At 67.9% G+C, this 22324-nt stretch carries 19 protein-coding genes; 10 read left to right on the top strand and 9 right to left on the bottom strand.

Features of this window, described 5'->3' with window-relative positions:
• Positions 1-123: 123 nt before the first annotated feature.
• From aroC to BBJ41_RS04805, 3 genes are all read right to left on the bottom strand, one after another.
• The gene (aroC, locus tag BBJ41_RS04795) at positions 124-1224 is read right to left on the bottom strand and encodes a chorismate synthase (RefSeq protein ID WP_069745533.1); all 1101 of its coding nucleotides are present in this window, start codon (positions 1222-1224) and stop codon (positions 124-126) included.
• Between the two features lie 249 nt (positions 1225-1473).
• Positions 1474-3408 (bottom strand): MFS transporter, encoded by a 1935-nt coding sequence (locus tag BBJ41_RS04800; RefSeq protein ID WP_069745534.1) that lies wholly within the window; start codon positions 3406-3408, stop codon positions 1474-1476.
• A gap of 142 nt (positions 3409-3550) precedes the next feature.
• Positions 3551-4006: a CBS domain-containing protein gene (locus tag BBJ41_RS04805; protein WP_006488504.1), complete on the bottom strand. Its 456-nt coding sequence runs from the start codon at positions 4004-4006 to the stop codon at positions 3551-3553.
• 165 nt (positions 4007-4171) lie between these two features.
• Here BBJ41_RS04805 and BBJ41_RS04810 point away from each other — a divergent pair, with 165 nt between their 5' ends.
• A complete protein-coding gene (locus BBJ41_RS04810; protein ID WP_069745535.1) occupies positions 4172-4489 on the top strand; it encodes an Mpo1-like protein in 318 nt (105 codons plus the stop codon).
• Between the two features lie 15 nt (positions 4490-4504).
• Here BBJ41_RS04810 and BBJ41_RS04815 read toward each other — a convergent pair whose 3' ends face one another.
• Positions 4505-5836 (bottom strand): YihY family inner membrane protein, encoded by a 1332-nt coding sequence (locus BBJ41_RS04815; protein WP_069745536.1) that lies wholly within the window; start codon positions 5834-5836, stop codon positions 4505-4507.
• Between the two features lie 144 nt (positions 5837-5980).
• On the opposite strand from BBJ41_RS04815, the gene wrbA reads away from it, so the two are divergent.
• Genes wrbA through BBJ41_RS04835 form a run of 4 tightly spaced genes read left to right on the top strand, consistent with a single transcriptional unit; the run spans position 5981 to position 9277 of the window.
• On the top strand, positions 5981-6592 hold the full coding sequence (gene wrbA / locus BBJ41_RS04820) for an NAD(P)H:quinone oxidoreductase (RefSeq protein WP_069745537.1): 612 nt from the start codon (positions 5981-5983) through the stop codon (positions 6590-6592).
• Positions 6589-6981 (top strand): DUF2069 domain-containing protein, encoded by a 393-nt coding sequence (locus tag BBJ41_RS04825; protein ID WP_069745538.1) that lies wholly within the window; start codon positions 6589-6591, stop codon positions 6979-6981. Before wrbA ends, BBJ41_RS04825 begins: the two co-directional genes overlap by 4 nt.
• A gap of 18 nt (positions 6982-6999) precedes the next feature.
• A complete protein-coding gene (locus BBJ41_RS04830) occupies positions 7000-8421 on the top strand; it encodes an FAD-binding oxidoreductase (protein ID WP_069745539.1) in 1422 nt (473 codons plus the stop codon).
• 25 nt (positions 8422-8446) lie between these two features.
• Positions 8447-9277 carry a metallophosphoesterase gene (locus BBJ41_RS04835; protein WP_069745540.1) on the top strand — a complete coding sequence of 277 codons (831 nt, stop codon included), beginning with the start codon at positions 8447-8449 and terminating at the stop codon, positions 9275-9277.
• A 73-nt stretch (positions 9278-9350) separates the two neighbouring features.
• On the opposite strand, the gene BBJ41_RS41085 is transcribed toward BBJ41_RS04835, so the two are convergent.
• A complete protein-coding gene (locus tag BBJ41_RS41085; protein ID WP_163012812.1) occupies positions 9351-9509 on the bottom strand; it encodes a hypothetical protein in 159 nt (52 codons plus the stop codon).
• 117 nt (positions 9510-9626) lie between these two features.
• A complete protein-coding gene (locus tag BBJ41_RS04840; protein WP_069745541.1) occupies positions 9627-10568 on the bottom strand; it encodes a LysR family transcriptional regulator in 942 nt (313 codons plus the stop codon).
• A 157-nt stretch (positions 10569-10725) separates the two neighbouring features.
• On the opposite strand from BBJ41_RS04840, the gene BBJ41_RS04845 reads away from it, so the two are divergent.
• From BBJ41_RS04845 to BBJ41_RS04860, 4 genes are read left to right on the top strand one after another with little or no spacing between them, the layout of a single operon-like run.
• Positions 10726-12324, top strand: a complete 1599-nt coding sequence (locus BBJ41_RS04845; RefSeq protein WP_083281803.1) for an efflux transporter outer membrane subunit — start codon at positions 10726-10728, stop codon at positions 12322-12324.
• A gap of 15 nt (positions 12325-12339) precedes the next feature.
• The gene (locus tag BBJ41_RS04850; RefSeq protein ID WP_069745543.1) at positions 12340-14544 is read left to right on the top strand and encodes an FUSC family protein; all 2205 of its coding nucleotides are present in this window, start codon (positions 12340-12342) and stop codon (positions 14542-14544) included.
• Positions 14541-14744 (top strand): DUF1656 domain-containing protein, encoded by a 204-nt coding sequence (locus BBJ41_RS04855; RefSeq protein WP_069745544.1) that lies wholly within the window; start codon positions 14541-14543, stop codon positions 14742-14744. The genes BBJ41_RS04850 and BBJ41_RS04855 overlap by 4 nt, the downstream gene beginning before the upstream one ends.
• 12 nt (positions 14745-14756) lie before the next feature.
• Complete coding sequence (locus BBJ41_RS04860; protein ID WP_069745545.1) at positions 14757-15632, top strand: efflux RND transporter periplasmic adaptor subunit; 876 nt, start codon at positions 14757-14759, stop codon at positions 15630-15632.
• 22 nt (positions 15633-15654) lie between these two features.
• On the opposite strand, the gene BBJ41_RS04865 is transcribed toward BBJ41_RS04860, so the two are convergent.
• Positions 15655-17328 carry a methyl-accepting chemotaxis protein gene (locus BBJ41_RS04865; RefSeq protein WP_069745546.1) on the bottom strand — a complete coding sequence of 558 codons (1674 nt, stop codon included), beginning with the start codon at positions 17326-17328 and terminating at the stop codon, positions 15655-15657.
• A 403-nt stretch (positions 17329-17731) separates the two neighbouring features.
• Here BBJ41_RS04865 and BBJ41_RS04870 point away from each other — a divergent pair, with 403 nt between their 5' ends.
• A complete protein-coding gene (locus tag BBJ41_RS04870; protein ID WP_069745547.1) occupies positions 17732-18970 on the top strand; it encodes an MFS transporter in 1239 nt (412 codons plus the stop codon).
• A gap of 62 nt (positions 18971-19032) precedes the next feature.
• Here BBJ41_RS04870 and BBJ41_RS04875 read toward each other — a convergent pair whose 3' ends face one another.
• Positions 19033-19830 (bottom strand): 5'-methylthioadenosine/adenosylhomocysteine nucleosidase, encoded by a 798-nt coding sequence (locus BBJ41_RS04875; protein WP_069745548.1) that lies wholly within the window; start codon positions 19828-19830, stop codon positions 19033-19035.
• Positions 19827-22190: a UvrD-helicase domain-containing protein gene (locus tag BBJ41_RS04880; RefSeq protein WP_069745549.1), complete on the bottom strand. Its 2364-nt coding sequence runs from the start codon at positions 22188-22190 to the stop codon at positions 19827-19829. Before BBJ41_RS04880 ends, BBJ41_RS04875 begins: the two co-directional genes overlap by 4 nt.
• Positions 22191-22324 lie beyond the last annotated feature (134 nt).

A 22324-nucleotide genomic window follows, 5' to 3' on the forward strand; every position in this document is an offset into this window, starting at 1 on the left:
GCCGCCACGAGCGGCGCGTTTATTTTGAGGCCGACGCAAACGAAACGGGGCGCTGCATCACGCAGCGCCCCGTTTGCATTCGTCGCTCGACGGTCATGGCGGGGCCGCGCCCCGCCCGCTCGATCAGGTCGCGCTGCCGGCGATCTTCGGCGTCGGCGTCTCGACGTCGCCGCACTGCGCGCGGTGGCGCAACGCATGATCGATCAGCACCAGCGCGAGCATCGACTCGGCGATCGGCGTCGCACGAATGCCGACACACGGATCGTGGCGGCCGAAGGTTTCCACGGTCGCCTGTTCGCCGCCCTTCGTGATCGAACGACGCGGCGTGCGGATGCTCGACGTCGGCTTGATCGCGATCGACACGGTGATGTCCTGCCCCGTCGAAATCCCGCCCAGCACGCCGCCGGCATGGTTGCCGACGAAACCGGCCGGCGTCAGCTCGTCGCCATGCACCGAACCGCGCTGCGCGACGCTGTCGAAGCCTGCACCGATCTCGACGCCCTTCACCGCGTTGATGCTCATCATCGCCTTCGCGATGTCCGCGTCGAGGCGGTCGAACACGGGCTCACCCCAGCCGACCGGCACGCCCGACGCGACGACGTCGATGCGCGCGCCGATCGAATCGCCGTCCTTGCGCAGCGCATCCATGTACGCCTCGAGCTCTGGAACAACCGCCGCGTTCGGCGAGAAGAACGGATTCTCGTGAACGTGCGACCAGTCGACGAACGGCACGTCGATCTCACCCAGGCCGCTCATGTAACCGCGCACCTCGACACCGAAGCGCTCGCGCAGCCATTTCTTCGCGACCGCGCCCGCGCCGACGATCGGCGCGGTCAGGCGCGCGGACGAACGGCCGCCGCCGCGGTAGTCGCGGATGCCGTACTTCTGCCAGTAGGTGTAGTCAGCGTGGCCGGGACGGAACGTCTCGACGATGTTGCCGTAGTCCTTGCTGCGCTGGTCGGTGTTGCGGATCAGCAGCGCGATCGGCGTGCCGGTCGTCACGCCCTCGAACACGCCGGACAGGATCTCGACCTCGTCGGCCTCCTGCCGTTGCGTCACGTGCCGCGACGTGCCGGGCTTGCGGCGATCGAGCTCGACCTGGATGTCGGCTTCGGTCAGCCCCATCCCCGGCGGGCAGCCGTCGATCACGCAACCGATCGCGGGGCCGTGCGATTCGCCGAAGGTCGTGACAGTGAAAAGCGTGCCGAGGGTATTGCCGGACATGATGGAACCGCCCAAAGAGAAATGGACAAGCCAGTACGGATCCGTCGAAATATAGACGGACCGATATCTTGCAAGTCGTGGAATATAGACAAGCCTACATTATGCCAGTCGTCCCGCCAGCGCGGGACGTGCGCGATAGCCGCCCGCAGGACGCGCTGCGGCACACGCGGCCGACCGTCATGCTGAAGACGGCCGGCGCATCTCGATTGCATGGCCCGCACCGAGACCGGGGCCACACCGCCGCGCCGCTTACTTCCGCGCGCCGCGCAGTTCGGTCACCGCGGCCTGCAGCGCCTCCGGCGTCGCGACCGACGCCGGGATCGGCTCACCGACCGCCAGCGTCAGCCGGCTCATCACGCCGCGCTTGATCGGGCGCGGCATCCGCGCATCGGCGTGCCGTGAAAAATAGCTGCCCCACAACCCGCGCAACGCCATCGGAATCACCGGCGACGGCGTGCGGCCCAGGATCTCGGTGATCCCGTGGTGGAACGTGTTGATGTCACCCGTCTTCGTCAGCTTGCCTTCGGGGAAGATGCACACGAGCTCGCCATCCTTCAGCGCGGCCTCGCACGCGTCGTACGCGCGCACGAGCATGTCGGGATCCTCGTGGCGCGGCGCGATCGGAATCGCCTTCGCATGCCGGAACACCCAGCTCGCGAAGCGCGTCTTGAAAATTCGGTGATCCATCACGAAACGGATCGGGCGCGGGCTCGCGGCGGCCAGCACGAGCGCATCGACATAGCTGACGTGGTTGCATACGAGCACGGCCGCCCCTTCCGCCGGGATCCGCTCCGCGTGCACGAGGCGGATCCGGTAGAAGGTATGCACGAGCACCCACGCGACGAAACGCAGCAGGAACTCCGGCACCAGCAGGTAGATATACGCGGCGACGATGACGTTCAGCAGCGCGGTGACGAGGAACAGGCCAGGGATATCGACGCCGGCCTTGGTCAGCCCCATCGCCATCACGGCCGACAGGATCATGAACAGCGCATTCAGGATGTTGTTCGCGGCGATGATCCGCGCACGGTGCGTCGGTGCGCTGCGGCTCTGGATCAGCGCATACAGCGGCACGCTGTAGAAGCCGCCGAACATCGCGAGCAGGAACAGGTCGGCGAGGATGCGCCAATGGCGCGCGCCGGCCAGGAATTCGCCGACCGACAGCAGGTGGCCGGGCGACGGCAGCGCGTGGCTCGCGAAATACAGCTCGATCGCGAACACGCTGATGCCGATCGAGCCGAGCGGCACGAGGCCGATCTCGACGCGCCGCTGCGACAGCCGTTCGCACAGCAGCGAGCCGAGACCGATGCCGACCGAGAACGTCGCGAGCAGGATCGTGACGACGTCGGGGCTCGCGGACAGCACGTCCTTCGCGAAATTGAAGAACGACGTGAGGAACGTCGCGCCGACGAACCACAGCCACGAGATGCCGAGCAGGCTCAGGAACACGGTGCGGTTCTGTCGCGCGAGCCCGAGGTTGCGCCAGGTCTCGCTGACCGGATTCCAGTTGATCACGAGATCGGGCTGCGGCGCCGGCGTCGACGGCACGCGCTGCGCGACGAGCCGCCCCGCGAGCGCGATGACGACGACGCTCACCGCGAGCACGCGCTCGCCGCTGCCTTCGATGCCCGCGGCCGCACCGCCGATGATCGTGCCGATCAGGATCGCGATGAACGTGCCCATCTCGACGAGACCGTTGCCACCGACCAGTTCGTGCTCGCCGAGATGCTGCGGCAGGTACGAATACTTGACGGGGCCGAACAGCGTCGAGTGCATCCCCATCATGAACGTGCACAGGTACAGCAGCGTCGCGCTATGCGTGACGAAGCCGGCCGCGCCGACCAGCATCAGCGCGATCTCGAAGGTCTTCACGAAGCGCGTGAGGGTCGCCTTGTCGTACTTGTCGGCAATCTGGCCGGAGGTGGCCGAGAACAGCACGAACGGCAGGATGAAGATCGCGGATATCAGGAACGCGGCGGTCTTCGCGTCGACGCCGGAGAACCGCGCGGTGTGATAGGTGACGAGCGACGTGAAGCCGATCTTGAAGACGTTGTCGTTCAGCGCGCCCAGGAATTGGGTCATGAAGAACGGCGCGAAACGGCGCTCGCGCAGCAGGTCGAACTGCGACGCGTGGGCGCGCCGTTCGTCGCGCTGCCCCGGTGTGGCTTGCGTTTGATCGCTCATGCGGAATACGCGCGCGTCGTCTCGGCGAAGCTGCGCGGGCCTTGTTGAGTTGTCGTTGAAAAAACGGCGGCGCAGGACAAACCTGCGCCGCCGCGTGCCGGGTGGCGGCGCCCGCGCGTGATGGCGCCGGGCGCGGCATGGTTCACGGCTTGTGCGCTTCGGCTTCCGATTCCGGCCAGTCGCGGATGTAGGCCTTCAACATCCGGTTCTCGAAGCTCTGCGCCTCGACGACCGTCTTCGCGACGTCGTAGAACGAGATGACGCCCATCAACACCTTCTTGTCGAGCACCGGCATGTAACGCGCGTGGCGCTCCAGCATCATCCGGCGCACTTCGTTGACGTCCGTTTCCGGCGTGCACGTGAGCGGCTCGTCCATCACCTTGCGCACCTGCACGTCGCCGATCGCGCCGCCGTTCACGTGCAGACGCAGGATGATCTCGCGGAACGTCAGCATCCCGACGAGATCGCCGTACTCCATCACGACGAGCGAGCCGATGTCGTGCTCGGCCATCGTATCGACCGCTTCGCGCAGCGGCTTATCGGGCGTCACCGTAAACAGCGTGTTGCCCTTCACTTTCAGAATATCGCTGACGCGCATCGTAGTCCCCTCATGCTTGAATGCTTGAATGCAAAACCTCTTTCGATCCTATCGGAAAGCCTGTCAAAAGGAAAGCGCGGCCCGGCGCGGGCGGCCGCGCCCCGCTTGCGAATGCCGGCCGCCCGCCGCACAATGGCCCCATGAACAGCGGCCCGAGGAAACGCCATGGCGCATACCCATTCGGAGCAATTCGCCAGCTTCGCTGATTTCTACCCGTATTACCTGAACGAACACCAGAACCTGACGTCGCGGCGGCTGCATTTCGTCGGCTCGCTCGGCGTGATCGGCTGCGTCGCGATGGCGATCGCGACGGGCAACTGGCTGTGGCTGCCGGCGGCTGTCGTCTGCGGCTACGGGTTCGCGTGGGTCGGGCACTTCTTCTTCGAGAAGAACCGCCCCGCCACGTTCCGGCATCCGATCTACAGCCTGATGGGCGACTGGGTGATGTTCAAGGACATCTGTACCGGCAAGATCCCGCTGTAGGCACCGCGCGCCGCTTCACGCGGGCCGCGGCGGCCGTGCGTGCGGATCGGGCACGGCGTCCGGCGCCTGCCCGGGGTTGCCCGCCGGCTGTGCGCCTGCAAGCCGGTGCGCGGCGATCAGCGACGCGAGCGACACGTCGAAGCGGTCGCTCGACAGCACCGCGAGCAGCGCCGCACCGTCGACATGGCTGCGGCGGCGCTGCAACTGGTAGGTCAGCTCCGTGCGATCGATCACCAGCACGTCGAACAGCTGCGCGAGCGTCAGTTGCTCCGGGTTCGCCAGCAGGATATAGCGCGGCGTAGCACCGCTGCCGGCATCCAGCCGCGCGATCCATTCCCGCTCTTCCATCGTCGTCAGCAACCGCTGCGCGGTTTCCATGTCGCACCGCAACATGGTCGCGAGCCGCATCGCCGTGTAGCCGCGCTTGCCGGCCGCGCGCGCCTCGGCAAGCCGCGCGAGCAGCTCGAGCGCGTCGAGCAGGTCGCTGCCCGGATAGTGGATGCGATGGAACTGGCCGACGCGGATCGCCGGCAGCGCCGAGGCCACCATCGCGCCGAGCAGCGCGATGAACCAGCTCAGGTACACCCACAGCAGGAACACGGGTAGCGCCGCAAATGCGCCGTAGACGGCCGTATAGGTCGGAATCCGCCGCACGTAGTAGCCGAAGCCGCGCTTCGCAAGCTCGAACGCCACGGCCGCGAACAGCCCGCCGATCACCGCGTCGCGCCATGCAACCGTGCAGTTCGGCAGGTAGACGTACAGCAGCGTGAACGCAAGCACCGTCAGCGGCAACGACGCGAGCGCGAGCAGCCACTCGACGATCGACGTGGACGGCCCCGCGCCGGTGAACGCGAGCGACTGCGTGAACAGGTACGACGAGATCGACAGGCTCACGCCGAACAGCAACGGGCCCAGCGTGATCAGCGCCCAGTACGCGAGCACGCGCTGCGCGAACGGCCGCGGCTTGCGCACCCGCCAGATCAGGTTGAACGCCGATTCGATGGTCATCATCGTCATCACCGACGTGACGACGAGCACGATCAGGCCGGCGGTCGTCAGCCCCTTGGCCTTCGACGCGAACTGGTTCAGGTACTTGAAGATCTGGGTGTTGAACTGCGCGGGCATCAGGTGATCCGCGAGGAACCCCTGCAGCGAGATCTGGAACGACGCGAACATCGGGAACGCGGTGAACAGCGCGAACGCGACCGTCACGAGCGGCACGAGCGCCAGCATCGTCGTGAAGGTCAGGCTGCCCGCCACTTGCGGGATGCGATCCTCGGCGCTGCGCCGGGCCGCGAACTGCGCGAGGCGCTTGATGGTGTCGAGATCGACGCTCAACTTCGGCAAACGGCTTCTCCTTCTTGATGCCGCGCGCCCGACGGCGCGCCGCCGCCGCGCTGCGCGACGGCTTCAGCCCCTATAATAGCCGCTCGATCCAGCAGGGGCCGACTGCACCGGGCACGCGCGCGGCCGCACGCGGCTCCGTAGCCCATGAAAGACATCCTCGTTCTCTATTACAGCCGTCACGGCGCCACGCGCGATCTCGCGCTCGCGATCGCGAACGGCATCGACAGCGTGCCGGGCATGCAGGCACGCATCCGCACCGTGCCGCCCGTGTCGGCGGTCTGCGAAGCCACCGCCTCCGACATCCCCGCCGACGGCCCGCCCTATGCGGAGCTGCGCGACCTCGAGGAATGCGCGGGCCTCGCGCTCGGCTCGCCGACCCGCTTCGGCAACATGGCCGCCTCGCTCAAGTATTTCCTCGACGGCACGACGCCGCAATGGCTGTCGGGCGCACTGACCGGCAAGCCGGCGAGCGTCTTCACGTCGACGGGCAGCCTGCACGGCGGCCAGGAATCGACGTTGCTGTCGATGATGCTGCCGCTGCTGCATCACGGGATGATGATCGTCGGCATCCCGTACACCGAATCCGCACTCAGCACGACGCGCACCGGCGGCACGCCGTATGGCGCATCGCACGTCTCGCAGCACGATCGCACCGCACCCGCGGGGCTGTCGGCAGACGAAAAGGCGCTCGCGGCCGCGCTCGGCGTGCGGCTCGCGCGCGCGGCGGCCGCCCTCGCCGCGGCCGAGGCCGCATGAACGCCCCCGCCCGCCCCGCCGTCGCGGCCCGGCCGCGCTATGCGCTGGCCGCCGCCGCGTGCCTCGTCGCGCTGATCGCACTGTCGCTCGCGTGGGAACTGTGGCTCGCGCCGCTGCGCCCGGGCGGCTCCGCGCTGATGCTCAAGGCCGTGCCACTCGCGCTTGCGCTGCCCGGCGTCTGGCGGCGTAACATCTATACGATGCAGTGGGCGAGCATGCTGATTCTGGTCTATTTCGCCGAAGGCATCGTGCGCGGCATGTCCGACCGCGGGCTGTCCGCGACGCTCGGCTGGTGCGAGACCGCGCTCGCCGTCGGTTTCTTCGTGGCGGCGCTGGCGTACGTCGCGCCGTTCAAGCGCGCGGCGAAAAAACCGCGCGCCGCGTCCTGACCCTTACGCGACAAGGTGATGATGTCCTCCGAAGCTTTCGTTTCCGCGTGCCGCGACGCGATCGGCGCCGACTACGTGCTGACCGACGCACACGATACCGAACCGTTCCTGACCGACTGGCGCCGCCGCTACAAAGGTGCCGCGTGTGCGGTGCTGAAGCCCGCGAACACGGCCGAAGTCGCTGCGCTGGTCAAGCTCGCCAACGCGCACGGCATCGCGCTCGTGCCGCAGGGCGGCAACACCGGCCTCGCCGGCGGTGCGACGCCCGATGCGAGCGGCAGCCAGGCCGTCCTGAGCGTCGCGCGCCTGAATCGCGTGCGTGCGCTCGATCCGCACAACAACACGATCACCGTCGAAGCCGGCGTGATCCTCGCCGACGTGCAGGCGCGCGCCCGTGAAGGCGGCCGGCTGTTCGCGCTGAGCCTCGCGGCGGAAGGCAGCTGCACGATCGGCGGCAACCTGTCGACCAATGCCGGCGGCACCGCGGTACTGCGCTACGGCAACGCGCGCGAGCTATGCCTCGGGCTCGAGGTCGTGACACCGCAAGGCGAGATCTGGGACGGTCTGCGCGGGCTGCGCAAGGACAACACGGGCTACGACCTGCGCGACCTGTTCATCGGCGCGGAAGGCACGCTCGGCATCATCACGGCCGCCGTGATGAAACTGCATCCGCTGCCGGCCGCGCAAGTCACGGCGCTGGCCGCGCTCGAATCGCCGCACGCGGCGCTCGATTTCCTCGCGCTCGCGCAGCGCGCGGCCGGGCCGCTCCTGACCGGCTTCGAGCTGATGTCGGATTTCTGCATGCAGCTGGTCGGCAAGCACTATCCGCAGCTGCGCTACCCGTTCGCGCAGACGCATTCGCAAACCGTGCTGCTCGAGCTGTCCGACAACGAAAGCGAGGCGCACGCGCGTGCGCTGTTCGAAAAGCTGATGGAAGAAGCGTTCGAGGCCGGGCTCGTGGTCGACGCGGTGGTCGCGGAGAATCTCGCGCAGTCGCGCGCGTTCTGGGATCTGCGCGAGCACATCCCGCTCGCGCAAGCCGACGAAGGGCTCAACATCAAGCACGACATCGCGGTGCCGATCTCGTCGGTCGCACGCTTCATCGACGAGACCGACGCGGCGATCCAGCAGGCCGCGCCGGGCGCGCGGATGGTCACGTTCGGCCACCTTGGCGACGGCAATCTCCACTACAACGTGCAGATGCCCGAAGGCGGCGATCCGAAGGCGTTCCTTGCGCAATTCCAGGCGCCGATCAACCGGATCGTCTACGACAACGTGCATCGCCACCACGGCACGATCAGCGCGGAGCACGGCATCGGCCAGTTGAAGATCGACGACGCGCAGCGCTACAAGTCGCCGGTCGAAACGACGCTGATGCGCACGCTGAAGACCGCGCTCGACCCGCGCGGCCTGATGAATCCCGGCAAGGTCCTGCGCTGAAGCCGCCCATTCCGGAGCGAAGCCCGTGAAAATCCGCGTCCTGTCCGACCTGCATCTCGAAAGCAACCAGCCCGACGCGATCGCGCATGCCGATGCGGATCTCGTCGTGCTGGCCGGCGACATCCACAACCACGCGGAAGGCCTGCGCTGGGCCGCCGAAACGTTCGATCCGGCCGTGCCGGTGGTCTACGTGCCGGGCAACCACGAGTACTACGACGGGGAATTCGGCGCGCTGGAGACGGCGATGCGCGACGCAGCACATGCGCTCGACAACGTGCATTACCTGAACAACGGCGTCTACGTCGATCCGGAGCAGCGCTTTCGCGTGCTCGGCACGACGCTCTGGGCCGATTTTTCGCTATTCGGCAACGACGAAGCCAGCGTCGCCGGCGCAATCGAGGCCGGGCTGCGCGTGATGCTCGATTTCAAGGGACTGATTCAGGTGACCTGGCCGCACGACGCGGCGCTGCATCCGGCATCGGGTGCGCCGGAACGGGATTTCTCGCCGGCGGACGCAATCGCGCTGCATCGGCAAAGCCGCGCGTGGCTGGAAGCGCAGCTCGCGGCGCCGTTCGCGGGCAAGACGATCGTCGTCACCCATCATGCGCCGCACCGGCGCTCGCTGGCGGAGCGCTATGCGGAAGACCTTGCGTCAGCGGGATTCGTCACGGACATGGCGGAACTCGTGCGGCCGCCGGTGGATCTGTGGCTCCACGGCCACACACATACGTCATTCGACTACGTTGCGGAAGGCGGCACACGCGTGGTGTGCAACCCGCGCGGCTATATTCACCGGCGTACCGGCGAGCTGGAAAATGCCGCGTTCGCGTGGGACAAGGTCGTCGAGCTCGGCTGAACGCCGCGCTGCGCGGCCACACTGACCGGCCGCGTTGCGCGGCCTTCCGTGCCCCGGGCTGATACGGCCCCGATCAGCGATCGGTACGGCGCGATCCGTGCTGGGTCACGCGCACCGGCACCGGCTTCATCTGCGCCTTCGCCTTCATCGCGCGCAGCAGGTCGCGCGTCGCCGCAGCAGCGGCGGCCACGCCAAGCAGGACTCCAAGGCCGATCATCAGGTGCGTATCCATTGCTACTCCGGGGTGGTGTATCTCGATAACTTCAACAGTATCAAACTGTCTGACACGCGTTCGTAAAAAAATGTTGCGTGAAGGACAAATCTCGTCAGATTGCGGCGAACCGCGCGGTCATGTCGCACGCGTGTACTGCTGGAGCGCGGCTTCGTCTGCCGCGAGCGTGGCCGGCAACTCGTCGCGCAGGAAATCGACCCATGTGCGGATTTTCGCGTCGAGGTACTGGCGCGACGGATACAGCGCGTAAATGTTCATCACGTGCGACCTGTACTCGGGCATCACGCGCACGATGTGCCCGCTGCGCAGCCAGCCGATCGCCGAATAGAGCGGCAATCCGCCGACCCCCATCCCCTCCCGTACGGCCACCGCGAGCGCTTCGGCGACATTCACGCGGAACGGCGGCGCCGTGACCGGGAACACCTCGTCGCCATCCGGCCCCGACAGTGTCCATTCGTCGAAGTGAAACCCCGGCGTGACCATCCCGAGACACACGTGCTGCGTGAGATCCGCCGGCTGCTGCGGCACGCCATGCGCCTCGACGTAGCCGGGCGATGCGCACACGACGCTGTAGCTCTCGCCGAGCCGCTGCGACACGAGCCCCGAATCGGGCAGGTCACGGCCGACGACGATCGCGACGTCGTACCCCTCATCGAGCAGGTCGGGCATCCGTTGCGCGAGCGTCAGCTCGACGTGCACGTCCGGGTAGCGCTCGCGATAGCGCGCGATGGCCGGCACCAGATAGTGCTGGCCGAGGCTCGTGAAGCAATGAACCTTCAGCTTGCCCGACGGGCGCGCGTGCGCGTCGCCGGCCTCGGCTTCGGCCTGGTCGACATACGCGAGGATCTGCTCGCAGCGCTGCAGGTAGCGCTCGCCGGCTTCGGTGAGCGCGATCCGCCGCGTCGTGCGGTTCAAGAGGCGCGTGCGCAGGTGGGCCTCGAGATCCGAGACCGCGCGCGATGCATAGGCGGTAGTCGAATTCATCTGCTGGGCGGCCGCGGTAAAGCTTCCCGCGTCGACCACGCGGACGAATACCCGCATGTTTTGTAACGTATCCATCCCATTACCCGTTTGAATCCGGAGGGATTGTTGCACAGGAGCGAACAAATATTGTCTCAGGATTCGTAAAAATGACTTGCACCGTTGTCCATTTATTCAGGAATCACTGAAAAATATAATCCCATCCGGCTCATCTATATCCGAAAGGGAGAAAATCGTGCAGTCTCCGGCGACAAAAGGGACGCTCGCACTGGCGGTTCTTGCAGTCTCATTAATAATGGCCGGATGCGCGAGCATGGGCGACAACAAACCGCAGTCGGCTCGCATCGAGGCGAACGCGCTCGACGCCGGTGCCGCGATCCGCGCGGCCGACCGTGACGCGGGCTGGCCCGCGGCCGACTGGTGGCGCGCCTACCGCGATCCGCAGCTCGACACGTGGATTGCCGCGGCCCAGGCCGGCAACCCGACGCTCGCGGCCGCCGAGGCGCGCGTGCGCGAAGCGCAAGCGATGGCGCGCGTCGCCCGCTCGGCCGAACTGCCGCAGATCAACGGCAATCTGTCGTTGATGCGCGAGCACTGGCCCGACAACGTGTACTACGGCCCGGGCCCGCTCGCGAACGCCGATACCTGGAACAACACCGGCACGCTCGGCCTGTCGTACCACCTCGACCTGTGGGGCAAGGACAAGAACGCGACCGAACGCGCGCTCGACACCGCGCATGCAACAGCCGCCGACGCGCGTGCGGCAAAGCTCGAACTCGAAGTCAACGTCGTGCGGGCGTATGTCGGCATGTCGATGAACTATGCGCTGCTCGACCTCGCGCACGAAACGTTCGAGCGCCAGCGCTCGCTCGCCGATCTCGCGCGCAAGCGGCTGCAGGCCGGCCTCGGCACACAGCTCGAAGTGAGCCAGGCGGAATCGACGCTGCCCGACTACGAGCGCCAGATCGACAGCTATGAAGAAGCGGTCCAGCTCGCGCGCCATCAGCTCGCCGCGCTGGCCGGCAAGGGCCCGGGCGCCGGCGACGCGATCAAGCGGCCGCAGCTTGCGCTCGATGCGCCGGCCGGCCTGCCGTCGGCGATGCCGGCCGACCTGCTCGGCCGCCGCCCCGACGTCGTCGCGGCGCGCTGGACGGTCGACGCACAGGCGCGCGGCATCGATGTCGCGAAGGCTTCGTTCTACCCGAACATCGACCTGCTCGCGACGGTCGGCGGCTTCGGCGTGACCGCGCCGTTCACCGACTTCCTGCGCGCGATGAACGGCGGCTGGACGGCCGGCCCCGCGCTGTCGCTGCCGATCTTCGAAGGCGGCCGGCTGCGCGCGCAGCTCGGCGCCGCGAATGCTGGTTACGACCAGGCGGTCGAGCGCTACAACCAGACGATCGTCGGCGCACTCAAGGACATCGCCGATCAGGTCGTGCGGATCCGCTCGCTCGATACGCAGAAGAAGGACGCCGCACGCTCGGTGGCCGCCAACGACCGCAGCTACCAGCTGTCGCGCGAAGGCTTCCGCCGCGGGCTGACCGATTACGTGAACGTGCTGATCGCGCAGCAGCAACTGCTGCGTGCGCAGGAAACGGCGGCCCGCATCGATGCCGAACGTCTCGCCGCGCATGCGCAGTTGATGGCCGCGCTGGGCGGCGGGGTCGAGACCGGCGAGGACGTGCCCCGCGACGAAGCGTCGACCGGCAGCGCACCGAAATCCGGCAGCGCGCAAGCGCCCGCCGGCGCATCGGCTGCCAAACCCTCGGCGGCCGTCGCCCGGCCCGCGCAGGTCGCGACGGCCGGCGCGTCCGGCACGCCGGCCGCACGGTAACGCGGAGCGCCCGCCATGTCAGCCTCCTCATCCGCTTCCACGCACGCCGGCGGCCCGCTCGCGGCCTGGTACGCCGCGTTCGGCGACTGGGCCCGCACCGACGGCGCCGCGTGGCTCTACCTGTTCAAGGCGCTGCTCGCCGCGTTCATCGCGACCGGCGTGTCGATGCGGCTCGACCTGCCCGCGCCGAAAACGGCGCTGACGACGGTGTTCATCGTGATGCAGCCGCAAAGCGGCGCGGTGCTCGCGAAGAGCTTCTACCGCGTCGCCGGAACGATCTTCGGGCTCATCGCGACGCTCACGTTCGTCGGGCTGTTCCCGCAGCAGCCGCAACTGTTCCTGCTGGCGGTCGCGCTGTGGGTCGCGCTGTGCACGGCCGGCGCCGCGCGCAACCGCAACTTCCGCAGCTACGGTTTCCTGCTGGCCGGCTACACGACCGCGCTGATCGGCCTGCCCGCGTCGCAACACCCGGACGGCGCGTTCATGAGCGCGATGACGCGCGTGGCCGAAATCATGGTCGGGATCGTGTCGGCCGGCGTGGTCAGCGCGCTCGTGTTCCCGCAGACCACGGGCGAGCAGATGCGCACGACGGTGCGCAAGCGCTTCGGCAGCTTCGTCGACTACGTCGCATCGGCGCTGTCGGGCAAGCTGGATCGTGCGCATATCGAATCCATCCATACGCGCTTCGTCGCCGACGTGGTCGGGTTCGAAGCCGCGCGCAGCATGGCCGTGTTCGAGGATCCGGACACGCGGATGCGCAGCGGCCGCCTCGCGCGGCTGAACAGCGAGTTCATGAGCGCATCGAGCCGTTTCCATGCGCTGCACCAGTTGATGAACCGGCTGCATGCAGCCGGCGCGCAGGCCGCGATCGATGCGATCGAGCCGTACTTCCGCGAGATCGCGCCGCTGCTGCTGACGCCTGCCGGCGAACCCGTGCGCACGTCGACCGACGCGGGCCAGGCGGCCGAGCAACTGCTCGCGTGGCGCGACGCGCTGCCGCGCCGCATCCGCGCGACGCGCGCGGCGCTCGAAACGCAGCCGGACTTTCCACTGCTCGACTTCGATACGGCCGCCGAACTGCTGTACCGCTTCATCACCGACCTGCACGAATACGCGGCGACCTACGCGTCGCTGTCGACCGCGACGCACGAACGCGAACGCTGGATCGAACGCTACGAGCCGCGCACCAACGTGACGGCCATGGTGATCGCCGCGATCCGCACCGCGACCGTGATCCTGCTGCTCGGCTGGTTCTGGATCGAGACCGCGTGGCCGAGCGGCGTGACGCTCACGTTGACGGCGGCGGCCACCTGCGCGCTCGCGTCGTCGACGCCGCGCCCGACCGCGATGTCCGCGCAAATGGGGATGGGAACGGCGCTCGCCGTCTGCACCGGGTTCCTGCTGACGTTCGGCATCTATCCGCACATCGACGGCTTCCCGCTGCTGTGCGTCGCGCTCGCGCCGCTGCTCGCGATCGGCATCTACATGACGCTGAAGCCGAAGCTCGCGGGCTACGGGATGGGTTACCTGATCTTCTTCTGCTTCCTCGCCGGCCCGGACAGCATCACGCACTACGATCCGACCAGCTTCATGAACGACGCGCTCGCGCTCGTGCTGTCGATGCTGGTATCGGCGATCGCGTTCGCGGTGCTGTTCCCGCCGACCGCGCCGTGGCTCAAGAAGCGGCTGTTCGCCGACCTGCGTCACCAGGCCGTCGCGGCCTGCCATGCGCGGCTCGCCGGGTTGCGCACGCGCTTCGAGAGCGGCGCACGCGACCTGATGTACCAGGCGCACACGCTGTCGGCCGACCAGCCCGACGTACAGCGCGACGCGCTGCGCTGGATGTTCGCGGTGCTGGAAACAGGCAACGCCGCGATCGACCTGCGCCACGAGCTGGCGGCGCTGCCGTCCGACCCGCGCTATGCGCCGGCGATGCCGTGGCGTCGCGCGATCGAGACGATGCGCGCCGCGCTGTCGACGCTGTTCACGAAGCCGAGCGCCGAGCGCTTCGACGCGACGCTTGCCGCGACCAATGCGGCGATCGACGCGACCCGGCAGACGCTCGACGCGTTCGAGCCGTCGCGCGACGAGCGCCACCGGCTGCAGCGCATTCTCAGCCATCTGCATTTCGTGCGCACGGCGCTGCTCGATCCGGAATCGCCGCTCGAGCCGCTCAACCGCAACCGCCCCGTGCGTCCCCAACCAGGAGCCTCGTCATGATGCCGCGTGAAATCGCCATTCTCGATGCCTACATGCCCACGGTGGTGCTGATGTTCGTCCTGGGCGCGCTCGCGACCTGGGCCGTCGACCGCCTGCTCGCCTACACGGGCCTCTACCGTCTCGTCTGGCACCCGGCGCTGTTCCGGGCCTGCCTTCTCGTCTGCATTTGCGGCGGACTGAGTCTTGCCGTTTACCGTTGATTCCGAACCATCATGATTCTCAGAAAACTCTTCGGCTTCGTCGCGACCGCCGTCATCCTTCTCGTCGCGATCCTGATCGGGCACTCGCTGTGGGTGCACTACATGGAAGATCCGTGGACGCGCGACGGGCGCGTGCGCGCCGAGATCGTCAACGTCGCGCCGGACGTGTCGGGCGCGATCGTCGAGCTGCCCGTGCATGACAACCAGCTCGTGAAAAAGGGCGACCTGATCATGCAGATCGACCCGTCGCACTACCAGATCGCGGTCGAGCAGGCGCAGGCGGCCGTCGCCGCCCGCCGCGCGGAACTGCAGATGCGCCGCGACGACGCGGCCCGCCGCGCGGATCTCGACGCGCTCGTCGTGTCGAAGGAAAACCGCGAGAACGCGGCGCACAGCGCGTCGAGCGCCGATGCGCAGTACCAGCAGGCGATCGCCGCGCTCGACGCCGCGAAGCTCAATCTCGAGCGCACGCGCGTCGTCGCGCCGGTCGACGGCTACATCACGAACCTGCAGACGTTCAAGGGCAACTACGCGGTGGCCGGCCAGGCGAAGCTCGCGATCGTCGACAGCCATTCGTTCTGGGTCTACGGCTACTTCGAGGAAACCAAGCTGCCGCGCGTGAAGATCGGCGCGCCGGCCGAGATGCGGCTGATGAGCGGCGGCGTGATGAAGGGCCACGTCGAGAGCATCTCGCGCGGCATCTACGATCGCGACAACCCGCAAAGCCGCGACCTCGTCGCGGACGTGAACCCGACCTTCAACTGGGTGCGCCTCGCACAGCGCGTGCCGGTGCGCATCAGGATCGACGAAGTGCCGGCCGACGTGGTGCTGTCAGCGGGCACGACCTGCACGGTCATCATCGATCCGGACAAGCAGAAGAAGTCGTAATCGCGCGACGCTCGGGCGGCGCTCAGGCCGCGATGCGGAAACGCCCGACCAGCATCTTGAGCGCCTGAGCCTGCTCGTCGAGCGCGTTCGCCGCGGCGGCCGCCTGTTCGACGAGCGCCGCGTTCTGCTGCGTGCCGGCGTCCATCTGCGTGACCGCGCGGCCGATCTCGTCGATGCCCGCGCTCTGTTCGTCCGACGCCGCGGAAATCTCGCCGATGATGTCCGTCACGCGCTTCACCGCGCGCACGACGTCGCCCATCGTACGGCCCGCATCGTGCGCGAGCGCCGCGCCGTTCGCGACGCGCTCGACCGACGCGCCGATCAGCGTGCGGATCTCCTTCGCCGCGGTCGCCGCGCGCTGCGCGAGCAGCCGCACCTCGCCCGCGACCACCGAGAAACCGCGCCCCTGTTCGCCGGCGCGCGCAGCCTCGACCGCCGCATTCAACGCGAGAATGTTGGTCTGGAACGCGATCCCCTCGATCGTGCCGATGATGTCGCGAATATTCTTCGCGCTATCGTCGATCTCGCTCATCGTCGCGACCACGCGCCCGACGACTTCCCCGCCCGCCTCCGCGACGGACGACGCATTGGCCGCGAGCGAACTCGCCTGCCGCGCATTCTCTGCGTTCTGCCGCACCGTCGACGTGAGCTGCTCCATGCTAGCCGCGGTGCGCTCGAGCGCGACGGCCTGCTGCTCGGTGCGCCGCGACAGGTCGAGATTGCCGGTCGAGATCTCGCCCGATGCAGCCGCGATGGCCTCGGCGCTGACGGCGATCTCGCCGACGGTCGCCGCGAGCCCCGTCTGCATCTCGGCCAGCGCGCGCACCATGCTGTCGCGGTCGTGCCGGCCGAGCGCGATCGGGCGCGTCAGGTCACCGCGCGCGATATCCGCGGCGATCGCCTTCGCATGCGCGGGCTCGCCGCCGAGTTGCGACGCGAGGCGGCGCACGACGCGTTCGGCGATCACGATCGCGAGCACGATCAGCGCGGCCGTCATCGCCGCGATCATCGCGAACGACGACGAGAAGATGGTGGCGGACGCATCGAGCGTCGCCTTCGACTTCGCGCCGCGCGTCTTAACGAGTTCGGCGACGAGTTTTTCGAGCTTGCCGGTTTCGACCAGCAGCGACACGTCCTGCGTGCCGACCTGCCAGTTCATCTGCGACAGGTCGAGCGGCTGCGCGCGCACGAGCGAGACGAAATCGCGCAGATGTCCGCTCCACGCGCCGACGGCCGTCGAGAACGCGTGCAACCGCGCCGAATCGTCGGCGTCGACCGGATCCGCGTAGCGCTGCAGCGTGCCGAGCGCCTGGCCGATCGACGCGAGCCCCGCGTCGACCTCTGCGCCCAGTTCGTCGCGCTCCTTCGCGGTGGTCGCGGTCAGCAGCATCTTCTGCGCACGGCTCGCGCGCAGCACCTCGGCCCGCACCTCCTGCGCCGCGCGGCTCGCGACGTGGCCCTGCTCGTAGACCGACGCGATCGACGCGTTCAGTCGGCTGATCTGCCACAGCGAAAACACGCCGATCGCCAGCGTGCCGGCCAGCAGGATCGCGAACGCGGCGCGCAACGTCGCCTTGACGGTCCACGGCCGGCGCTCGCGACGCGCCGCGCGCACACGCCGTGCGGCGCGGCCGGCGGCAACGTCGGGTGCGGCGGCGGCCGCACCCGGCTGCGGATGCAATGATGCTGCTTTCATCGATATATCCCCGTATTGATCACGCGGCCGGAAAGGTCGGTCCCGGCATTCCCGCGATGGCTGGCCATGCCGCGCGTCCTGCGCCCGCACGGCGGATAGCCGGTGCCGGGCGCGGCGCGCCTGTTGTCATTACGTCGTTCTACGGCTGCCACCGCCGTTTCTTGAGTCCGATAAAACACGCATCGGGCCCGAGGGCGCCCCGCTGACGGGCGAACGCGCCGCCAGCGTTATACCCGGTCAAAAAAACGGGCACCGGCCGATTCATCACAGGAATGTCCGAATCGCGATAAAACTTGGCAGGACATTCTCGATACGCCAAATTACACTTCTTTGACGCAACAACGATTGAAAACGCGCCGATCCCCATCAGAGCGCGCCCGCCACCTCAACTCGCTCAGCTCACATGGAAACCAGTCTCGACACGGGTACCGCCGGCGCAGCCGCCGCCCAGCCGTCCGCGCCCCCCGCTCCGCGCACCGTCTACCCGGTGCTCGGCGCGATCAGCTTCTCGCACATGCTCAACGACATGATCCAGTCGTTGATCCTCGCGATCTATCCGATGCTCAAGAGCCAGTTCGCGCTGTCGTTCGCGCAGATCGGCCTCATCACGCTCACCTACCAGATCACCGCGTCGCTGCTGCAGCCGCTCGTCGGCCTCTATACCGACAAGCGGCCGAAACCGTATTCGCTGCCGGTCGGCATGGGCTTCACGCTCGCGGGGCTGCTGCTGATGTCGGTCGCGCCGAGCTTCCCCGTGCTGCTGGTGGCCGCCGCGCTGGTCGGCTGCGGCTCGTCGGTGTTCCATCCTGAATCGTCGCGCGTCGCGCGGATGGCGTCGGGCGGCCAGCACGGGCTCGCGCAGTCGGTGTTCCAGGTCGGCGGCAACGCGGGTTCCGCGCTCGGGCCGCTGCTCGCCGCGCTCGTGATCATTCCGCACGGCCAGCGCAGCATCGCGTGGTTCTCCGCGGCCGCGCTCGTCGCGATGGTCGTGCTCACGCAGATCGGCCACTGGTACAAGAAGCATCCTTCGATGAAGAAGAAAGCCGTATCGGCCGGCCACCCGACGCTGTCGCGCGGCCGCGTGATCGGCGCGATCGGCGTGCTGGTGCTGCTCGTGTTCTCGAAGTACTTCTACCTCGCGAGCATCAACAGCTATTTCACGTTCTACCTGATCGACAAGTTCCACCTGTCGGTGCAGGCCGCGCAGATCCACCTGTTCGTGTTTCTCGCGGCGGTGGCGGCCGGCACGCTGATCGGCGGGCCCGTCGGCGACCGGATCGGCCGCAAGTACGTGATCTGGGTGTCGATCCTCGGCGTCGCGCCGTTCACGCTGCTGCTGCCGTACGCGAACCTGTTCTGGACGAGCGTGCTGACCGTCATCATCGGCATCGTGCTCGCGTCGGCATTCGCCGCGATCCTCGTCTATGCGACGGAACTGATGCCCGGCAAGGTCGGGATGGTCGCCGGCCTGTTCTTCGGCTTCGCGTTCGGCCTGGGCGGCGTCGGCGCGGCCGTGCTCGGCCAGCTCGCCGATGCGACGAGCATCACGTTCGTCTACAAGGTGTGTTCGTTCCTGCCGCTGATCGGCGTGCTGACGGTGTTCCTGCCGAACCTCGAAAGCAGCCGGCGCAAGAAGGCATGAAAAAACGGCCGCGGCGCGCCTGCTGGCGCCGCGGCCGTTTTTCGCTCGACGAGACGGCGGCTTCAGGCCGCCGTCGTCGCATGCAGCGTCAGGAAACGCTTGAGGATGCCGGACGAATAGCTGCTCGCGATCGCCGACAGGAAATGCGAGAACGACTGCGTCGCGTGGTCATCGGCCGTATCGGAAATCGTGCGCACCAGCGCGAACGGCACGTCGTGCTCCGCACACACCTGCGCGATCGCGGCGCCTTCCATTTCGACCGCGAGCGCGTCCGGCAGCGCGTCGCGCAACGCGACGACCTCGCGCTCGCTCGACACGAACCGGTCGCCGCTGATGATGAGCCCCGCGTGCAGCGTCGCGCCGGCCAGCCCGAAGCGCTCGGCGAACTGCGCGCCCTCTTCGGCGACGAACAGCGTGCACGCTTCCCGGAGGCGCGCGGTCAGCGCCGCGTCGGTCGCAAAACGCGTGATGCCGAGCAGCGGCACCTCGTAGCGCGGAAAGAGCGGCGATGCGTCGAGATCGTGCTGCAGCAGCGTATCGGCCACGACGACATCGCCGACGCGCACCGTGCGCGACACGCCGCCCGCCACGCCGGTAAACACGACGCCCGCCACGCCGAACACGTGGATCAGCGCGCTGACCGTCGCGGCGGCCGCAACCTTGCCGACCCGCGCGAGCGTGACGACGCAGGCCGCGCCGTGCACGGTGCCGACGTGGTAATCGCGGCGGCCAAGCGTGACCGTCTTCATCGCGCCCTCGGCGCGCATCGCGGCGATCAGGTCGCCGAGTTCTTCGGGCAGCGCGGCAAGAATGCCGAGCGGGCGAGCCGAAGGCGTGGAAACCATGTCGATACTCGTCATTCCACCGCCTGCAGTTTCGCGACCGCGAGCGCGAGCCACTTCTCGCCGTGCCGCTTGAACTTCACCTGCGCCTTCGCATCGGCGCCGTTGCCTTCGAGCGCGGTCACCGTGCCTTCGCCGAACTTCGTATGGAACACCTGCTGGCCGACCCGGAAGCCGGCGTCGGCCGCGCGCTGCTTGTCTGCAAATGCGGGCAGCGGCGCGGACACGGCCGCGTCGACGATCTGCTCGCGACTGCCACCGCCCGGCCGCGCGAACCAGTCGCGCCCGTAGCCCGCATTGTCCGAACGCCCGCCCCAGCGCGAACCGGCTTCGACCTTCGGCGTCAGCCACTTCAGCACGTGCTCCGGCAGTTCGTCGAAGAAGCGCGAGCGCACGTTGTAGCGCGTCTGGCCATGCAGCATCCGGCTCTGCGCAAACGACAGGTAGAGCCGCTCCTTCGCGCGCGTGATCGCGACGTACATCAGCCGGCGCTCTTCCTCGAGGCCGTCCGATTCGAGCACGCTGTTCTCGTGCGGGAACAGCCCTTCTTCGAGGCCCGTGATGAACACGGCCGAGAATTCGAGCCCCTTCGCCGCGTGCACCGTCATCAGCTGCACGGCGTCCTGCCCGGCCTGCGCCTGGTTGTCGCCGGCCTCCAGCGACGCATGCGACAGGAAACCGGCGAGCGGCGTCATCGTGTCGGGGTTCTGCGCGGGATCGGCGAGCGGCGCGGGATCGAGCACCTCGACCGACGCGTCGTCCGTCGCCGCGCCGAGCTCGGGCGCAGCGATCGCGCCCGCGCGCAGCGGGATCGAGCGGGCCGGCGTGTCGAGCCCGTACCCTTCCTCGCTGACGAACGCGGTCGCCGCGTTCACGAGTTCCTGCAAGTTCTCGAGACGGTCCTGACCTTCACGCTCGCCCTGGTAGAAATCGGCGAGGCCGCTCGCGCGCACGACGTATTCGACCGTCTCGGGCAGGCTCATCTGCTGCGTCTCGGCGCGCATCTTCGCGATCAGGTTCGCGAACGCGCCGAGGCTCGTGCCGGCCTTGCCCGTCACGTACGGAATCGCGGCGGCCATCGAGCAGTCGTAGAGACGCGCGGCGTCGGCGAGCTGTTCGATCGAGCGCGCGCCGATCCCGCGGGTCGGGAAGTTCACGACGCGCACGAACGCCGTATCGTCGCTCGGGTTGTCGATCAGGCGCAGGTATGCGAGCGCGTGCTTCACTTCCTGGCGCTCGAAGAAGCGCAGGCCGCCATACACGCGGTACGGAATGCCCGACGACATCAGCGTGTGCTCGATCGAGCGCGACTGCGCGTTGCTGCGGTACAGGACGGCCACTTCGCTGCGCGCCATCCCGGTGTTGATCAGCGAGCGGATCTCCTCGACGATCCAGCCGGCTTCCTGCGAATCGGTGCTGGCCTCGTACACGCGTACCGGCTCGCCGTGGCCGGCGTCGGTGCGCAGGTTCTTGCCGAGGCGGTGCGCATTGTTCGAGATCAACTGGTTCGCCGCGTCGAGGATGTTGCCGTGCGACCGGTAGTTCTGCTCGAGCTTGATCAGGTTGCGCACGCGGAATTCGTCTTCGAAGTCGCGCATGTTGCCGACGTTCGCGCCGCGGAACGCGTAGATCGACTGATCGTCGTCGCCGACCGCGAAGATCGCGTTCTGGCCGCCCGCGAGCATCTTGAGCCACGCGTACTGCAGCTTGTTGGTGTCCTGGAACTCGTCGACGAGGATGTGCTTGAAGCGCGCCTGATAGTGCGCGCGCAGCGGCGCGTTGTACGCGAGCAGCTCGTAGCAGCGCAGCAGCAGCTCGGGGAAATCGACGACGCCTTCGCGCTGGCACTGCTGGTCGTACGCCTGGTACAGCTCGACGAACTTGCGGTTGAAGCTGTCGGTCGCGTCGACCTTGTCGGGGCGCAGCCCCTGCTCCTTCGCGTTGTTGATGAAGTACTGGACGTTCTTCGGCGGATATTTCTCGTCGTCGACGTTCGCGGCCTTCATCAGCCGCTTGATCGCGGACAACTGGTCGGCCGTGTCGAGGATCTGGAAAGTCTGCGGCAGGCCCGCGTCGCGCCAGTGCGTGCGCAGCATCCGGTTGCAGAGGCCGTGGAACGTGCCGATCCACATCCCGCGCGTGTCGATCGGCATCATCGCCGACAGGCGCGCCATCATTTCGCGCGCGGCCTTGTTCGTGAAGGTGACGGCGAGCACGGTGGGCGGCGACGCGTAACCCTGCTGGATCAGCCACGCGATGCGCGTGATCAGCACGCGGGTCTTGCCGCTGCCCGCCCCTGCGAGGATCAGCGCCGGTTCGTTCGGCAACGTGACGGCGGCGTATTGTTCGGGGTTCAGATTGGCGAGCAGATCGGGCATGGAGCGGCAGCGGACGGGCGAGGAAAATGCGGACCCGACATTATAAGTCGGCCGCGCGATGGCGTTCCCGATCCGTTCCGTCGCAGGCCGCGAGCCCGTCGCGGCCGCCTTGCGCCAGGCCCGCGCCGGCAAGG

Origin of the sequence: Burkholderia stabilis (assembly GCF_001742165.1) — a bacterium.
GTDB classification, from domain to species: Bacteria; Pseudomonadota; Gammaproteobacteria; order Burkholderiales; family Burkholderiaceae; genus Burkholderia; species Burkholderia stabilis.

Coding starts and splice junctions, on each gene's coding strand:
- aroC (WP_069745533.1), bottom strand. CDS start 1,224: ATGTCCGGCAATACCCTCGGCACGCTTTTCACTGTCACGACCTTCGGC.
- BBJ41_RS04800 (WP_069745534.1), bottom strand. CDS start 3,408: ATGAGCGATCAAACGCAAGCCACACCGGGGCAGCGCGACGAACGGCGC.
- BBJ41_RS04805 (WP_006488504.1), bottom strand. CDS start 4,006: ATGCGCGTCAGCGATATTCTGAAAGTGAAGGGCAACACGCTGTTTACG.
- BBJ41_RS04810 (WP_069745535.1), top strand. CDS start 4,172: ATGGCGCATACCCATTCGGAGCAATTCGCCAGCTTCGCTGATTTCTAC.
- wrbA (WP_069745537.1), top strand. CDS start 5,981: ATGAAAGACATCCTCGTTCTCTATTACAGCCGTCACGGCGCCACGCGC.
- BBJ41_RS04825 (WP_069745538.1), top strand. CDS start 6,589: ATGAACGCCCCCGCCCGCCCCGCCGTCGCGGCCCGGCCGCGCTATGCG.
- BBJ41_RS04830 (WP_069745539.1), top strand. CDS start 7,000: ATGATGTCCTCCGAAGCTTTCGTTTCCGCGTGCCGCGACGCGATCGGC.
- BBJ41_RS41085 (WP_163012812.1), bottom strand. CDS start 9,509: ATGGATACGCACCTGATGATCGGCCTTGGAGTCCTGCTTGGCGTGGCC.
- BBJ41_RS04840 (WP_069745541.1), bottom strand. CDS start 10,568: ATGGATACGTTACAAAACATGCGGGTATTCGTCCGCGTGGTCGACGCG.
- BBJ41_RS04850 (WP_069745543.1), top strand. CDS start 12,340: ATGTCAGCCTCCTCATCCGCTTCCACGCACGCCGGCGGCCCGCTCGCG.
- BBJ41_RS04855 (WP_069745544.1), top strand. CDS start 14,541: ATGATGCCGCGTGAAATCGCCATTCTCGATGCCTACATGCCCACGGTG.
- BBJ41_RS04860 (WP_069745545.1), top strand. CDS start 14,757: ATGATTCTCAGAAAACTCTTCGGCTTCGTCGCGACCGCCGTCATCCTT.
- BBJ41_RS04865 (WP_069745546.1), bottom strand. CDS start 17,328: ATGAAAGCAGCATCATTGCATCCGCAGCCGGGTGCGGCCGCCGCCGCA.
- BBJ41_RS04870 (WP_069745547.1), top strand. CDS start 17,732: ATGGAAACCAGTCTCGACACGGGTACCGCCGGCGCAGCCGCCGCCCAG.
- BBJ41_RS04875 (WP_069745548.1), bottom strand. CDS start 19,830: ATGACGAGTATCGACATGGTTTCCACGCCTTCGGCTCGCCCGCTCGGC.
- BBJ41_RS04880 (WP_069745549.1), bottom strand. CDS start 22,190: ATGCCCGATCTGCTCGCCAATCTGAACCCCGAACAATACGCCGCCGTC.